The 14,016-nt window shown below is 60.8% G+C and carries 12 protein-coding genes; 7 read left to right on the top strand and 5 right to left on the bottom strand.

Features of this window, described 5'->3' with window-relative positions; translation table 11 throughout:
• Positions 1-2 precede the first annotated feature (2 nt).
• The 4 genes from rsmA to QK296_RS09945 are packed head-to-tail and all read right to left on the bottom strand — an operon-like array spanning position 3 to position 5,890.
• Positions 3-815: a 16S rRNA (adenine(1518)-N(6)/adenine(1519)-N(6))-dimethyltransferase RsmA gene (gene rsmA / locus QK296_RS09960; protein ID WP_003194724.1), complete on the bottom strand. Its 813-nt coding sequence runs from the start codon at positions 813-815 to the stop codon at positions 3-5.
• Entirely contained in the window at positions 812-1,801 is a 990-nt protein-coding gene (gene pdxA / locus QK296_RS09955) for a 4-hydroxythreonine-4-phosphate dehydrogenase PdxA (protein ID WP_073844597.1), read from the bottom strand. The genes rsmA and pdxA overlap by 4 nt, the downstream gene beginning before the upstream one ends.
• Positions 1,798-3,132 (bottom strand): peptidylprolyl isomerase, encoded by a 1,335-nt coding sequence (locus QK296_RS09950; protein WP_137204231.1) that lies wholly within the window; start codon positions 3,130-3,132, stop codon positions 1,798-1,800. Before QK296_RS09950 ends, pdxA begins: the two co-directional genes overlap by 4 nt.
• Complete coding sequence (locus QK296_RS09945) at positions 3,113-5,890, bottom strand: LPS-assembly protein LptD (protein ID WP_282390868.1); 2,778 nt, start codon at positions 5,888-5,890, stop codon at positions 3,113-3,115. The genes QK296_RS09950 and QK296_RS09945 overlap by 20 nt, the downstream gene beginning before the upstream one ends.
• Positions 5,891-6,020: 130 nt before the next feature.
• On the opposite strand from QK296_RS09945, the gene QK296_RS09940 reads away from it, so the two are divergent.
• From QK296_RS09940 to QK296_RS09930, 3 genes are read left to right on the top strand one after another with little or no spacing between them, the layout of a single operon-like run.
• Positions 6,021-7,046 carry a phosphotransferase gene (locus QK296_RS09940; protein ID WP_034133896.1) on the top strand — a complete coding sequence of 342 codons (1,026 nt, stop codon included), beginning with the start codon at positions 6,021-6,023 and terminating at the stop codon, positions 7,044-7,046.
• The gene (gene murU / locus QK296_RS09935) at positions 7,043-7,717 is read left to right on the top strand and encodes an N-acetylmuramate alpha-1-phosphate uridylyltransferase MurU (RefSeq protein ID WP_192002857.1); all 675 of its coding nucleotides are present in this window, start codon (positions 7,043-7,045) and stop codon (positions 7,715-7,717) included. The genes QK296_RS09940 and murU overlap by 4 nt, the downstream gene beginning before the upstream one ends.
• A gap of 1 nt (position 7,718) precedes the next feature.
• Positions 7,719-8,486, top strand: a complete 768-nt coding sequence (locus tag QK296_RS09930) for a TerB family tellurite resistance protein (RefSeq protein WP_282390867.1) — start codon at positions 7,719-7,721, stop codon at positions 8,484-8,486.
• A 68-nt stretch (positions 8,487-8,554) separates the two neighbouring features.
• Here the strand turns inward: QK296_RS09930 and QK296_RS09925 are convergent, their stop codons facing one another.
• Positions 8,555-9,529: an alpha/beta hydrolase family protein gene (locus tag QK296_RS09925; protein ID WP_003194707.1), complete on the bottom strand. Its 975-nt coding sequence runs from the start codon at positions 9,527-9,529 to the stop codon at positions 8,555-8,557.
• Between the two features lie 213 nt (positions 9,530-9,742).
• On the opposite strand from QK296_RS09925, the gene QK296_RS09920 reads away from it, so the two are divergent.
• From QK296_RS09920 to trpE, 4 genes are all read left to right on the top strand, one after another.
• Positions 9,743-10,891: an iron-containing alcohol dehydrogenase gene (locus QK296_RS09920; protein ID WP_003194705.1), complete on the top strand. Its 1,149-nt coding sequence runs from the start codon at positions 9,743-9,745 to the stop codon at positions 10,889-10,891.
• 84 nt (positions 10,892-10,975) lie between these two features.
• Complete coding sequence (gene rpe / locus QK296_RS09915; RefSeq protein WP_003194703.1) at positions 10,976-11,650, top strand: ribulose-phosphate 3-epimerase; 675 nt, start codon at positions 10,976-10,978, stop codon at positions 11,648-11,650.
• Positions 11,647-12,465 carry a phosphoglycolate phosphatase gene (locus QK296_RS09910; RefSeq protein ID WP_003194702.1) on the top strand — a complete coding sequence of 273 codons (819 nt, stop codon included), beginning with the start codon at positions 11,647-11,649 and terminating at the stop codon, positions 12,463-12,465. Before rpe ends, QK296_RS09910 begins: the two co-directional genes overlap by 4 nt.
• Before the next feature lie 69 nt (positions 12,466-12,534).
• Positions 12,535-14,016 (top strand): anthranilate synthase component I, encoded by a 1,482-nt coding sequence (gene trpE / locus QK296_RS09905; RefSeq protein WP_003194700.1) that lies wholly within the window; start codon positions 12,535-12,537, stop codon positions 14,014-14,016.

The raw sequence follows: 14,016 nt of genomic DNA, 5'->3' as shown, positions 1-14,016 counted from the left end.
CCTTATTCCGCTGTTGGCGCTGGCTGGATGGCAAGCTGGTCAGCCAGGCGCACGAACGCGGCCAGGTCCAGTTGCTCGGGGCGCAGGCCGCCGTCGACGCCGGCGGCTTCGATCTCGGCATTGCTCAGCAGGGCCTTGAGGGTGTTACGCAAGGTCTTGCGGCGCTGGTTGAAGGCTTCACGCACAACGCGCTCCAGCAGTTTGTGATCCTTGGCCGGGTGCGGCAGCACGGCATGCGGCACCAGGCGCACGATGGCCGAATCAACCTTCGGCGGCGGGTTGAACGCGCCCGGGCCGACGTTGAACAGGTGCTCTACGCGGCAGTGATACTGGACCATGATCGACAAGCGGCCCCAGTCACCACCGCCAGGGCCCGCGGCCAGGCGCTCCACCACTTCCTTTTGCAGCATGAAGTGCATGTCGCGAATGATCCCTGCGTTATTCAGCAGGTGGAAAATCAGCGGCGTGGAAATGTTGTAGGGCAGGTTGCCGACTACCCGCAGGCTGTTAGGCGCGGCGTTAAGGCTATTGAAGTCGAACTTCAGCGCGTCGCCCTGGTGCAGGTTGAAGTTGGCTTTGCCAGCGAACTGCTGGTTGAGGATCGGGATCAAGTCCTTGTCCAGTTCCACCACGTCCAGTTGCCCACCGCTGGCCAGCAAGCCTTGGGTCAGCGCGCCCTGGCCCGGACCGATTTCCAGCAGGCGGTCTTCAGGCTTGGCATGAATGGAGCGCAGGATGCGATCGATCACGCCAGCGTCGTGCAGGAAGTTTTGCCCGAAGCGCTTGCGCGCCCGGTGTTGGTAATGCTCAGTCATATACGGGTCTCGGCCATCTGATAGGCGGTTTCCAGGGCCACGTGCAGGCTGCCGGTATCGATCTTGCCGCTGCCTGCGAGGTCCAGGGCGGTGCCATGGTCGACGGAGGTGCGGATGATCGGCAGGCCCAGTGTCACGTTGACTGCGGCGCCGAAGCCTTTGTATTTCAGCACGGGCAGCCCCTGGTCGTGGTACATCGCCAGCACTGCGTCGCAGTGCTCCAGATATTTGGGGGTAAACAGAGTGTCTGCAGGCAATGGGCCACGTAGGTCCATGCCTTCTTGGCGCAGGCGCTCTAATGTCGGTTCAATGATGTCGATTTCTTCATGGCCCAAGTGGCCGCCTTCACCGGCGTGGGGGTTGAGCCCACAGACCAGGATGCGCGGTTGGGCAATGCCGAATTTGTGTTGCAGGTCGCTGTGCAGGATGCGCGTGACACGCTCCACACGTTCGGCAGTGATGGCGTCGGCAATTTCACGCAGCGGCAAGTGGGTGGTCACCAGGGCCACGCGCAGGCCACGGGTGGCGAGCATCATCACCACTTGAGCGGTATGGGTCAGTTCGGCGAGGAATTCGGTATGGCCGGAAAAGGCGATGCCGGATTCGTTGATCACGCCCTTGTGCACCGGTGCGGTGATCATGCCGGCAAAGTCGCCGTCGATACAGCCCTGGCCCGCACGGGTCAACGTCTCCAGCACAAATGCCGCGTTGGCCGTGTTCAACTGCCCGGCAACCACTTTGGCTTGCAGCGGGGTGTCCCACACATACAGGCTGCCGGCGGGGGCGGGAAGGTCGGGCCATTTGCCCGGCGCCACGTCCAGCAGGTTGACGGCCACACCCAGTTGCGCGGCCCGCTCAAGGAGCAGGTCGCGGCTGGTAATGGCAATCAGGGGGTGTGGCTGGGGTTGCGAGGCCAGCAGCAGGCACAGGTCTGGACCAATGCCGGCCGGCTCGCCGGGTGTCACCGCGAAACGCTGGGGTTTCACTGGGGTGCCTGGTCGGTGCCTGTTTGCTCGGCGCCTGGCAGCTTGTTCTCTACATACGCTTCGTCACGGATCTGACGCAGCCAGGTTTGCAGCTCTTCGTCGTATTTGCGGTTACGCAACACGGTCAGGGCTTGTTGCTCGCGGGCCTGGGTGGTGTTGTCCGTGGCGCGACGGCCAAGCACTTCCAGCACATGCCAGCCGTACTGAGTCTTGAAGGGCTTGGACAATACGCCTTGTGGCGTCTCGGCCATAACCTGCTGGAACTCAGGCACCAGGGCTTTCGGGTCGATCCAGTTCAGGTCGCCGCCGTTAAGGGCAGAACCTGGGTCTTCCGAGAAGCTTTTGGCCAGGGTGGCGAAGTCTTCACCGCTTTCAATGCGGTCATAGATCTTCTGTGCCAGTTCCTTGGTTTGGGCCTCGGTGCGGATTTCGCTCGGTTTGACCAGGATGTGACGAACATGGACTTCGTCTTTCAACGAGGTTTCGCCGCCGCGGCGTTCCAGCAACTTCAGGATGATGAAACCACCCGGAGTGCGTGCTGGCTGGGTAATGCCGCCGACTTCCATGGCGCTCAATTCGCGATCAAACGGAGGTGGCAATTGAGCGGCTTTACGCCAGCCCATGTCACCGCCTTCAAGGGCGTTGTCGCTGCCGGACTGAGCAATAGCCATCTGGGCAAAGTCTGCACCCGCTTTCAGGCGCTCGTAGATCGCCTGGGTTTTAGCGGCGGCGGCATTGAGCTGCTCGGAGTTGGCTCCGTCCGGGGTTGGGATCAGGATATTGGCCAAGTGCAACTCTTCGGAGAGCTGCATCTTGCCCAAGTCCGAAGCCAGGAAGTTCTTCACTTCCTGCTCGGACACCTGAACCCGTTCGGCCACACGGCGCTGGCGCACACGGCTGATGATCATTTCGCGCTTGATCTGGTCACGGGCGTCCTCATAGGACAAACCATCGCGAGCCAGGGCGGCGCGGAACTGATCAATGCTCATGTTGTTACGCTGAGCAATGGTGCCAACGGCCTGGTTCAGTTCTTCGTCCGAAATACGGATGCCGGAACGGTCGCCAATCTGCAATTGCAGGTTTTCGACGATCAGACGCTCCAGTACCTGGGGTTCCAGAACGCTGCTCGGTGGTACACCACCGCCACGCTTGGCGATGGTTTGCTGAACTTCCTTGACCCGTTGGTCCAGCTGGCTCTGCATGATCACGTCGTTGTCGACGATGGCCGCTACTTTATCCAACTGTTGAACTGCGGCGTGTGCCGACACAGTACCTAGGAACAGCGCGCCCAGCACTAGCGGGCGCAAACACTCAGAAAGCTTTGTCTTCACGTTCACGATAACCTTCAATGCCTTTGTCGAGGAAGCTCTCTACCTTGGCGCCGGTCAGGCCGCCGAGTCCTTTAAGGACGATCTGGAAGAAGAGCCCGTGGTCACCCTTTTCGTTCTGAGGGGCGATCTGCGTATATTCGTCGTTAGAAACCCAGTAACGGTTGATGACGCGCAGTTTCCAGCAGCAGTTGTCGTACTCGAAACCGCCGAAGGCTTCCAGGGTGCGGTTGCGGGCATAGTCATACTGCCAGCGGGTGATCAGGTTCCACTGGGGAATGATCGGCCACATCATCGAGAAGTCGTGTTGTTGGATTTTGTAGTAATCCTTCACGTAGTTCTCTTGGCCCGGGCTGCCAAAGTCACCGCCGAACTGCCATTTGCCGGTCAGCTGGTTGTAGACAACCTGGTCGTTGCGATAGCGGTAGCCCAGGTTGACGACCTTGTTCGGGTTGTCTTCCGGCTGATAGTGGAACATTGCGCTGCCGGAGCGAGGGCTATGGCTTTCGGTATCCCAGTTGTAGTCGGCCGTGGCGCGCCAGTCGCGGTTGAAGCGGAACTCGTACTCCAGTGCGACAGGAGATACGTTCGAGTGAGCGTCATCACGTGTCTTGGCGTCGATGCCAGGCAATTGAACTTCACGATCCTTGAAGTACACCGCTTGGCCGATGGAAGCGCGTTGACGTTCGAAACCGTTCTCTTCAATCCAGCGGCTGGTGAGACCAAAGGACAGCTTGTTCTCGTCGCCGATACGGTCGGAGCCGCTGAAGCGGTTATCCCGGAACAGCGAGGAGTAGCTGAACGAGTTCTCGCTGGTGTCGAAGACAGGAATCTCGGTCTGGTCTTTATTCGGTACGTAGAGGTAGAACGCACGAGGTTCGAGGGTCTGGTTGTAGTCTTTACCGAACCAATTGGTTTTACGGTCGAAGTACAGGCCGCTGTCGATGCTGGCGATAGGTACTGCACGGTCCTGTGAGCTTTCGAAGGTTTGACCTCCGGCAGCCATTTGGCTCTTGCCCGTACCATCAAGGTCAAGATCGTACTTGGTATAAACGTACTTCAACTTCGGCGTCAAGAAGCCGTAGGACCAGTTCATCGGATAAGAAACAGCTGGCGCAAGGTTCAGACGAGTGCCGTTTGCACGGGTCAAGCCAGTAACGTTGGTATCGAGGCGACGCGAAACCAAGCCGTTTTCGTCGGTAAAGTTACCGTTCTCCAGGTCTCGATCAAAGCGTACGGCTTCGGTTTCATAACTGAAGTCCAGGCCGCCCGGATGAAATGGCAGTTGGCCATTCAACGTGAGCTGCGGCAACCGGTCATACGGTGTGATTTGAGTGATTGTCGCCAGCTGATAAGCCTGGACATTCAAGCGGGCTTGATAAGAGTCGCCCCGATACGTCAAAGATCCCTGCTGGTTCAGAGCATCCTGGCTCTCAACCCCTTCCTCAAACGACTTCAAATCCTGGAAGTAATAAGGATCGCTGATCCGGGTGTAATCCACCTGCGACGTCAGACGCGAATCCAACCCACCCTTATGCTGCCAATTGAGCATATAGCGGGTCTTTTCGTAGTCGGTCTGGTTCTTCCGCTCGTCGTTATCGTCGTTGAGGTAAGCCCCACCAAACTGCCCTTCACTCGACTTGGTCAGATAGCGGAACTCGCCCTCCATCAACAAGCCACGCTTGGTCATGTATTGCGGGTACAACGTGGCATCGTAGTTCGGTGCCAGGTTGAAGTAGTACGGCGTTACCAGCGTAAAGCCAGTCTCGCTACCCGTGCTGAAGCTCGGCGGCAGGAAGCCGGATTGGCGACGGTCGTCGATCGGGAAGTAGATATACGGGGTGTACAGGATCGGGATGTTCTTGACCCGCAACGTCGCGTTGGTCGCCGTACCGAAACCAGTGGCCGGGTTCAACGTGATGTTGTTGCCCTTGAGCTGCCAGGCGTTGCTGTCCGGCTCGCAGGTGGTGTACGTACCGTCCTTGAGACGGATGATCGCGTTCTCTGCACGCTTGGCGTACAGCGCGTTACCGCGGATGCGTGACTTGTGCATCACGTATTCGGCGTTGTCGATCTGGGCGGCGCCGGTGTCGAGCTGGACCTGGGCATGGTCGCCCACGATCAGGGCGCCGTTGTCGCGCAGGCGCACCTTGCCATTTAGTTCGCCACGGTTCTCAGCCTGGTACAGGCTGGCTTCGTCTGCTTCCAGTTGCATGCTGCCTTGGCGCATGACCACGTCACCGGCCAGGGTAGCGACCTGCTGCTCCTGCTCGTACCGAGAAGCCTTGGCGCCGATGAAGGTCGGTGCATCGCTCTTGTTCGTCTTGTCGTTCATGCCAGGACGAATCGGCTCGATGTAGGCGCCGCCGCAGTAAGGGCCGGTTTCGGCCAACTGTGCTGCGGTCAGCTTGTCGCGAGGTACCCAGTCCAGGTGGCTGTAGTCGGCACTGCGCGAACGCAGGCCACGGCCCTTGGACTCGGTGACCAGCATGGTCTTGGGCTCGGCGTCGACGCTGCCGCCAGCTTTGCCTTGCGGCGTGCTGTTGGCCGAGCTGACGGCAGCGCCGTCATGCACCGGGCGCGGTGGCAATGGGGCGGCGGCCGTCTTCGGCGCGCAATCCCAGGCACCCGAAGCAGAGACTGAGCAGTCATACTGTTCCGCGGCGACCACGAATGAGGTGGCGAAAGGTTGCAAGGCCAGCAGACTGCCGGTTACCAGCAACGGAAATTTTCTACGAAACGCGGGGGATTTCAATGCCATCTTATTAGTCCGGGCTTCCTGCGTGCCATCTGCCCGCGGTTTGGGCCGCACGCCTCTCGATGGTCTGAAAAAGATGCGTGATAATAAAGCATGCCCCGCTTGACGGCTAGCGCCGTCGGAGACCCTTGTAATGCCCGAGCACGATCTACGTTTACAACAGCTGGAAGTCTGGCTGGATGAGCAGTTGCCGATCCTCTTCAACGCTCAGGACTGGGGCCCCGTGCCCCCGGCCACATTGACCGCGGCCAGCAGCGACGCGAGTTTCAGGCGTTACTTCCGATGGGAGGGCGGTGCCCATACGTTCGTCGTCATGGACGCGCCACCCCCCCAGGAAAACTGCAAACCTTTCGTCGATATCGCGCATTTGCTCGCGAAATCGGGAATAAATGTGCCAAAAATTTATGCAGAAGATTTGCCCCGAGGCTTTCTTTTGCTCAATGACCTGGGCACAAAAACCTATCTGGACGTGATTGACGGTGAAAACGCCGACCAATTATTTGCCGATGCCATCGACGCGTTGTTGGCTTTTCAGCAATTGCCGATGGATGCCCCATTGCCCAGCTACGACGTGGCGTTATTGCGTCGCGAGCTGGAATTGTTCCCGGAATGGTACGTGCGCCGTCACCTGGGCATCGACCTCGATGCTGAGCAACAGGCCCTCTGGCAACGCTCCAGCCAGCAGTTGATCGACAGCGCCCTGGCCCAGCCCAAGGTGCTGGTGCACCGCGACTACATGCCGCGCAACCTGATGATCAGTGAGCCGAGCCCTGGCGTGCTGGATTTCCAGGACGCGGTCTACGGCCCGGTGACCTACGACATTACCTGCCTGTTCAAGGACGCCTTCCTCAGCTGGCCCCAGGCCCGCGTGCGCGAATGGCAGCGTGGCTATTGGCAGCGTGCCGGGCAGTTGGGGATTCCCGTGCAGGACGACTTTGAAGAGTTCCTGCGTGCCAGCGACCTGATGGGCGTGCAGCGTCACCTCAAAGTCATCGGCATCTTTTCGCGTATCTGCCACCGCGACGGCAAGCCACGCTACCTGGCCGACGTGCCGCGTTTCTTTGCTTATATAGAAGCGGTGCTGGCCGACCGACCTGAGTTGAGTGACCTGGGCGAGTTACTCGCCAGTCTGCGCGAACCTGCCGAGGCCAGCGTATGAAGGCGATGATCCTGGCGGCGGGGAAGGGCGAACGCATGCGTCCGCTCACCCTGCATACGCCCAAGCCGCTGGTGCAAGCCGGCGGCAAGCGGCTGATCGAGTATCACCTTGAAGCCTTGGCTAAGGCCGGCTTTACCGAGATCGTGATCAACCATGCATGGCTAGGCCAGCAGATTGAAAACTACTTGGGCGACGGCGCCCAGTTTGGTCTGCGCATCCGCTACTCCCCAGAGGGTGAACCGCTGGAAACGGGGGGTGGGATATTCCAGGCGTTGCCGCTGTTGGGCGACGAACCATTTCTGGTGGTCAATGGCGATATCTGGACAGACTACGAGTTCACCCAGCTCAAGCAGCCGATCCGGGGCCTGGCGCACTTGGTGATGGTCGACAACCCTGCACACCACCCGTCGGGCGGGGATTTCTACCTGGATCACGGTGTGCTTCATGATGCCGCGCCCGGTGCCGATAACCTGACCTTCAGTGGCATTTCAGTGCTCGACCCTAAATTGTTCGCGGGTTGCAGCGCCGGTGCCTTCAAGTTGGCCCCGCTGTTGCGCGCGGCCATGGCCAAAGGTTTGGTAACGGGGGAGCACATGGCAGGACGCTGGGTGGATGTGGGGACGCTGGAGCGACTGGCGCAGGTCGAAACCTTGCTGACAGCGGGGCAGTAGGATGTTGTGGCCAGGGACGCTGATCGGCGCCGGGGTTGGCTTTGCCATTGCCAGTATTCCGGGGGCTTTGTTGGGGGCATTGCTGGGGCAGGCGCTGGATCGGCGCCTGCAACTGCACAGTTGGGCGCAGTTGCGTGAGCGCCTGGGTGGGCGCCCGGCCTTGCGCAACGATGAACTGTTGTTTGTGCTGCTGGGGCGCTTGGCCAAGAGTAACGGCCGGGTAGTCGATGGGCATATCCAGCAAGCGCGCCAGGAAATGCGTGCACTGGACATGACTGAGCCGGCCCAGCGCCGGGCGATCAGCGCCTTCAACCGTGGCAAGTCCGGCAGCGACCGGGTACGCAGTTACCTGCGGGTGCTCAAGGCGCAGCCCCATGCGGCGGAAGGCGTGCTGCGCGCCTGTTGGCGCATGGCGTGGGCGGACGGTCGAGCGGATGCTGCCGAGCGCGACCTGATCGACCAGTGGGGCAAGTGGTTGGGCTGGACGCCGCAACAGCTACAGGCATTGGCGAGCGATTACGCGCCGGAGCGCAAGCCATTGGCCAATCGTGGCGGTGCCTATCAGGAGGCGTTGCGTATCCTGGGGGTGACGGCAACCACTGAGCCTTCGGTGATCAAGCGCGCCTACCGTCGACTGCTCAGCCGCCACCATCCGGACAAGATCGCCGGCACGGGTGCCAGCCCCGCGCAAGTGCGGGAGGCGACCGAACGAACCCGTGAATTGCATAACGCCTATGCGTTGATTCGCGAGCGGCGGGATTTTCGCTGAGGCCATCGCCATTCAACTCCCTGTGGAAGGGGCAAGCCCTAATACCCTGTAGGAGCGATGTTGCCCTGTCAGTCTGCGCCGCCCTGCGGGCTCAACCACCCGCGAACCCTGCGGTACAACTGCTCTTGCTGCGCGGCGCTATTACCGGGCAACGCTGTGAGCGACACCTGCTTATAGCCGTCATTCTTCGAGCGCTTGGCCGTCTGAAGTCGTTCCTGAGCGTTTTTGCGATCCTGAGCGCCCTCTTGATAGAACACATCCGCTGTGGGCACCTTCAAGGCCGGCGCCAGTTGTTGCAGGTCCGGTTGGCGAGCCGCAGGCGTCTTGCCGGCTACCATCACCAACCTCTGCACTTGAGAAGGTTGTTTCTCGCTCAGGTAGCGGGCTGCCCACCAGGCGCCGGTGCCATGGCCGAGCAACACCACGCTGCGGGCGCTTTGGGTCTGGGCGAAGGCGACGGCGGCGTCGATACGGTCGAAGATGCGCTTGGCGTCGGTCTTGTCCTGCTCATCCGCCCCCGGCACCACCGCCGGGTCAGTGCCTTCGGCCTCGGCGCTGGCGGCCTGTTCGACCGGCTTGGCAGCGGTGCTGCCTTCCTTGCTGCTGGTATCGACCGCCGCTGTCGGCGGTTCGATGACCCGTGGCGGCAGGGTGTCTACATTGACGTCAGGCAATGACAGGCTGAGGGTGCCCCAGGCGGCGTCAGGCAACTTGCGCCGCAGAGGCGCGATGGCCTGCGGCCAGTCCGCGTTCTCCCCAGCACCTGGTATGAGGATCACCACACCCTCGGCTTCGGCGCTGTTGGCAGGTTTCCACAGCGCCAGGAACGAATCGCTACCCGCCTGCAATTGCTGTTGCTCCTGCTGCGGCACCTGCCGTTCGAGCGCACTGGCTTCTTGCTGGCTACGCTCGGGCAAGGGCTGGCGTTCAGCCGGTTTTTCGACGGCAGGCGAGGGTGCATCCTCGGCCTGAACAGGCAAGACGCTGGTAAACAGGAGTGACAGGCACAGTGCTGGCAGTGCCGAACGGTGAATAAAAAGCATCGTTGATTCCCGGCCAGAAGTGATTCCAGCAGCCTAATGGGTTGGTCGGTATTTGTCAGGGGGATGAGGGGCGGTTCTCGTTACCAACAGGCTATCGGCGGTTTGTTAGCTGCCTTGATGGGCGCGGCGCGACCATTCAACCAATGAATGGCAGACAACACGCCAGGGGCAGCTATTCTTGTGCCAGCCCACCCTTCATAAGAGGCCGCGCACATGAGTACATCCTCATTTAAGATCGCCCACAAACTGCTGACCGGCGCAGGTGCCATCGAACAACTGGCTGCCGAGCTCACGCGCCTGGATGTGGATAACCCGCTGATCGTCACCGACGCCGCGCTGGTCCAGTCCGGCACCGTAGCGCTGGCCTTGGAGCATCTGGGTGATCGAGCCTACGAAATTTTCGACCGCGTGCTGCCCGATCCGGAAATTGCCATCGTCGAAGACTGCATGCGTGCGTACCGCGAAGGCGGGCATGACGGCCTGATCGGTGTGGGCGGCGGCAGTGCTATCGACATCGCCAAGAGCGTGGCGGCCTATGCCGGTTATCACGGCGCGCTGGCGGACCTGTTCGGCGTTGATCAGGTGCCGCGCAAAGGCCCGCCGTTGATCGCCATCCCCACCACGGCGGGCACCGGCTCGGAGGTGACCAATGTGGCGATACTGTCCGACAAGGCGGCACAGCTGAAAAAAGGCATTGTCAGCGATTACCTGCTGCCGGATGTCGCGCTGATCAGCCCGCAAATGACCTTGACCTGCCCACGCGGTGTCACGGCCGCCAGTGGCGTGGACGCCTTGGTGCACGCCATCGAATCCTACCTGTCGCTGAATGCTTCGCCGATTACCGACGCCTTGGCTATCGGTGCGATCAAATTGATTGCCAGCGCGTTGCCCAAGGCTTACGCCAACCCGGCGAACCTGCAGGCCCGTGACGACATGGCCACCGCCAGCCTGATGGCCGGCATGGCCTTTGGCAACGCGGGCGTCGGTGCCGTGCATGCTCTGGCGTACCCGTTGGGTGGGCGCTTCAACATTGCCCATGGCGTAAGCAACGCGCTGTTGTTGCCGTATGTGATGCACTGGAACAAATTGGCCTGCGTCGAGCGCATGCAGGACATTGCCCAGGCCATGGGCGTCAATATCGCCGGGCTGAGTGTGAATGACGCTGCCGACCAGGCTGTAGCGGCGATGACGCGGCTGTGTGCGGCGGTGGAGATCCCGTCCGGCCTGCGCAGTTTCGGCGTGCCCGAGGACGCCATCCCGGCCATGGCCAGTGAAGCCGCAGGTATTGAGCGCTTGATGCGCAACAACCCGCGCAAGCTCAGTGCCGCCGATATCGAAAAAATCTACCGGGCAGCTTACTAACCGTTGAGATAGGTCACGGTGCGCGCAGCAAAGCATGAGGTATACAATGCGCGCCATCGTGATTTAGCTCAAAAAAGGTGCGTCATGCAGCCCTTCGTCATTGCTCCATCGATTCTCTCTGCCGACTTCGCCCGCCTGGGTGAGGAAGTGGACAAGGTGTTGGCCGCTGGTGCCGACTTCGTGCACTTCGATGTCATGGACAACCACTACGTACCCAACCTGACCATCGGCCCGATGGTGTGCGCCGCATTGCGCAAGTACGGCATCACCGCGCCGATTGATGCGCACCTGATGGTCAGCCCCGTGGACCGTATCGTCGGTGACTTCATCGAGGCGGGTGCGACTTACATCACCTTCCACCCGGAAGCCACGTTGCACGTTGACCGTACCTTGCAACTGATCCGCGAAGGCGGCTGCAAGGCGGGCCTGGTATTCAACCCGGCTACTCCGCTGAGCGTGCTTGAGTACGTGATGGACAAGGTCGACATGGTCTTGCTGATGAGCGTCAACCCAGGTTTCGGCGGGCAGAAGTTCATCCCTGGCACCTTGAACAAGCTGCGTGAGGCACGTGCGCTGATCGACGCGTCGGGGCGTGACATCCGCCTGGAGATCGACGGCGGGGTCAACGTCAACAATATCCGTGAGATCGCCGCAGCGGGTGCCGATACTTTCGTGGCCGGCTCGGCGATCTTCAACGCCCCGGACTACCAGGCTGTCATCGACAAGATGCGTGCCGAACTGGCGCTGGCGCGTCCATGAGCGGTTTTGAGCAGTTGTTCCCCGGCAAATTGCCACGGCTGGTGATGTTCGATCTGGACGGTACCTTGATCGACTCGGTGCCCGACCTGGCAGCCGCGGTGGACCAGATGCTGCTCAAGCTGGGGCGCAAGCCGGCGGGGATCGAGTCGGTGCGCGAATGGGTTGGCAATGGCGCCCCGATGTTGGTGCGCCGGGCCTTGGCCAACAACATCGATGCCACGGGTGTGGATGAGGTCGAGGCAGAACATGCCTTGGAACTGTTCAATGCCGCTTATGAAAGCAGCCACGAGCTGACCGTGGTTTACCCCGGCGTGCGCGACACCCTCAAGTGGTTGAGCAAGCAGGGCGTGGAAATGGCCCTGATCACCAACAAGCCGGAGCGCTTCGTTGCGCCGTTGTTGGACCAGATGAAAATCGGTCGCTACTTCCGCTGGATCATCGGCGGCGATACCTTGCCGCAGAAAAAGCCCGACCCGGCGGCCCTGTTTTTCGTGATGAAAATGGCCAATATCCCGGCGTCTCAATCGCTGTTTGTCGGCGATTCGCGCAGTGATGTGCTGGCGGCGAAAGCGGCGGGCGTGCAGTGCGTGGCCTTGAGTTATGGTTACAACCATGGCCGGCCGATTGCGGAGGAGTCCCCTGCGCTGGTGATTGATGACCTGCGACTGCTAATCCCCGGTTGCTTGGGCGCTGGCGCTGAGATAACGTTGCCCGATATTGATTCGTCCCCTTCTGGAAATTCCATCGTGGTGGTCACTCGCAAACTCTGGATGAAAGTCATCAAGGCCCTGGCCCGCTGGCGTTGGCGCGCCTGACTGATCCTGGCCGCGTGTGCGGCACGTTTGCCTACCTGACTGTTTGACCCTCACACCACGAGGCACCTCATGACCCGCGAAGAATTCCTGCGTTTAGCCGCTGCCGGCTATAACCGTATCCCCATGGCTTGCGAAACCCTGGCCGACTTCGATACGCCGCTGTCGATCTACCTGAAGCTGGCCGACGAGCCCAACTCTTACCTGCTCGAGTCGGTACAGGGCGGGGAGAAGTGGGGCCGTTACTCGATCATTGGCCTGCCATGCCGCACGGTGCTGCGGGTACACGACCATCATGTGAGCATCACTCATGACGGCGTAGAGATCGAAAGCCATGACGTAGAAGACCCGCTGGCGTTTGTCGAAGCCTTCAAGGCGCGCTACAACGTGCCGACCATTGCTGGCCTGCCGCGTTTCAATGGCGGGCTGGTGGGATACTTCGGCTATGACTGCGTGCGCTATGTAGAGAAGCGCCTGGGCAAATGCCCGAACCCGGACCCGCTGGGCGTGCCGGATATTTTGCTGATGGTGTCCGACGCGGTAGTGGTGTTCGACAACCTCGCCGGCAAGATGCATGCGATTGTCCTCGCCGATCCTGCCCAGGCTGATGCCTTCGAACAAGGCCAGGCCAACCTGGAAGCGCTGCTGGAAAAACTCCGCCAGCCGATCACCCCGCGTCGCGGCCTGGACCTCAGCCGCCCCCCGGCGGCCGACCCGGTGTTCCGCTCAAGCTTTACCCAGGATGACTACGAGCGCGCCGTCGATACCATCAAGGAATACATCCTCGCCGGTGACTGCATGCAAGTGGTGCCGTCGCAACGCATGTCCATCGACTTCAAGGCGGCGCCGATTGACCTGTACCGCGCACTGCGTTGCTTCAACCCGACGCCGTATATGTACTTCTTCAATTTTGGCGACTTCCACGTCGTGGGCAGTTCGCCGGAAGTGCTGGTGCGGGTTGAAGACAACCTGATCACCGTGCGCCCGATTGCCGGCACGCGCCCCCGTGGCGCGACTGAAGAGGCCGACGTGGCGCTGGAAGAAGACCTGCTCAGCGACGAAAAGGAAATCGCCGAACACCTGATGTTGATCGACCTGGGGCGCAACGACACCGGGCGTGTCTCGGAAATCGGCTCGGTGAAACTGACTGAGAAGATGGTCATCGAGCGGTATTCCAATGTGATGCATATCGTGTCCAACGTCACCGGCGAACTGAAAGCCGGGCTGACGGCGATGGACGCCCTGCGGGCGATTTTGCCGGCGGGCACCTTGTCGGGGGCGCCGAAGATCCGTGCGATGGAAATCATCGACGAGCTGGAGCCGGTCAAGCGTGGTGTCTATGGTGGCGCCGTCGGGTATTTCGCCTGGAACGGCAATATGGACACCGCCATTGCGATCCGCACGGCGGTGATCAAGGATGGCGAACTGCATGTGCAGGCCGGTGGCGGGATTGTGGCGGACTCGGTGCCGGCCCTTGAATGGGAAGAAACCCTGAACAAGCGCCGGGCGATGTTCCGTGCCGTGGCGTTGGCAGAGCAAACCCCACAAGACTAA

This window comes from Pseudomonas sp. AL10, from assembly GCF_029960685.1.
Classification (GTDB): domain Bacteria; phylum Pseudomonadota; class Gammaproteobacteria; order Pseudomonadales; family Pseudomonadaceae; genus Aquipseudomonas; species Aquipseudomonas lactis.
This window is presented reverse-complemented; position numbering and strand designations above follow the sequence as displayed.

Bases quoted from the DNA above. Each gene is read 5' to 3' on its own strand.
- rsmA (WP_003194724.1), bottom strand. From the start codon at position 815: ATGACTGAGCATTACCAACACCGGGCGCGCAAGCGCTTCGGGCAAAAC.
- QK296_RS09945 (WP_282390868.1), bottom strand. From the start codon at position 5,890: ATGGCATTGAAATCCCCCGCGTTTCGTAGAAAATTTCCGTTGCTGGTA.
- QK296_RS09940 (WP_034133896.1), top strand. From the start codon at position 6,021: ATGCCCGAGCACGATCTACGTTTACAACAGCTGGAAGTCTGGCTGGAT.
- murU (WP_192002857.1), top strand. From the start codon at position 7,043: ATGAAGGCGATGATCCTGGCGGCGGGGAAGGGCGAACGCATGCGTCCG.
- QK296_RS09930 (WP_282390867.1), top strand. From the start codon at position 7,719: ATGTTGTGGCCAGGGACGCTGATCGGCGCCGGGGTTGGCTTTGCCATT.
- QK296_RS09925 (WP_003194707.1), bottom strand. From the start codon at position 9,529: ATGCTTTTTATTCACCGTTCGGCACTGCCAGCACTGTGCCTGTCACTC.
- QK296_RS09920 (WP_003194705.1), top strand. From the start codon at position 9,743: ATGAGTACATCCTCATTTAAGATCGCCCACAAACTGCTGACCGGCGCA.
- rpe (WP_003194703.1), top strand. From the start codon at position 10,976: ATGCAGCCCTTCGTCATTGCTCCATCGATTCTCTCTGCCGACTTCGCC.
- QK296_RS09910 (WP_003194702.1), top strand. From the start codon at position 11,647: ATGAGCGGTTTTGAGCAGTTGTTCCCCGGCAAATTGCCACGGCTGGTG.
- trpE (WP_003194700.1), top strand. From the start codon at position 12,535: ATGACCCGCGAAGAATTCCTGCGTTTAGCCGCTGCCGGCTATAACCGT.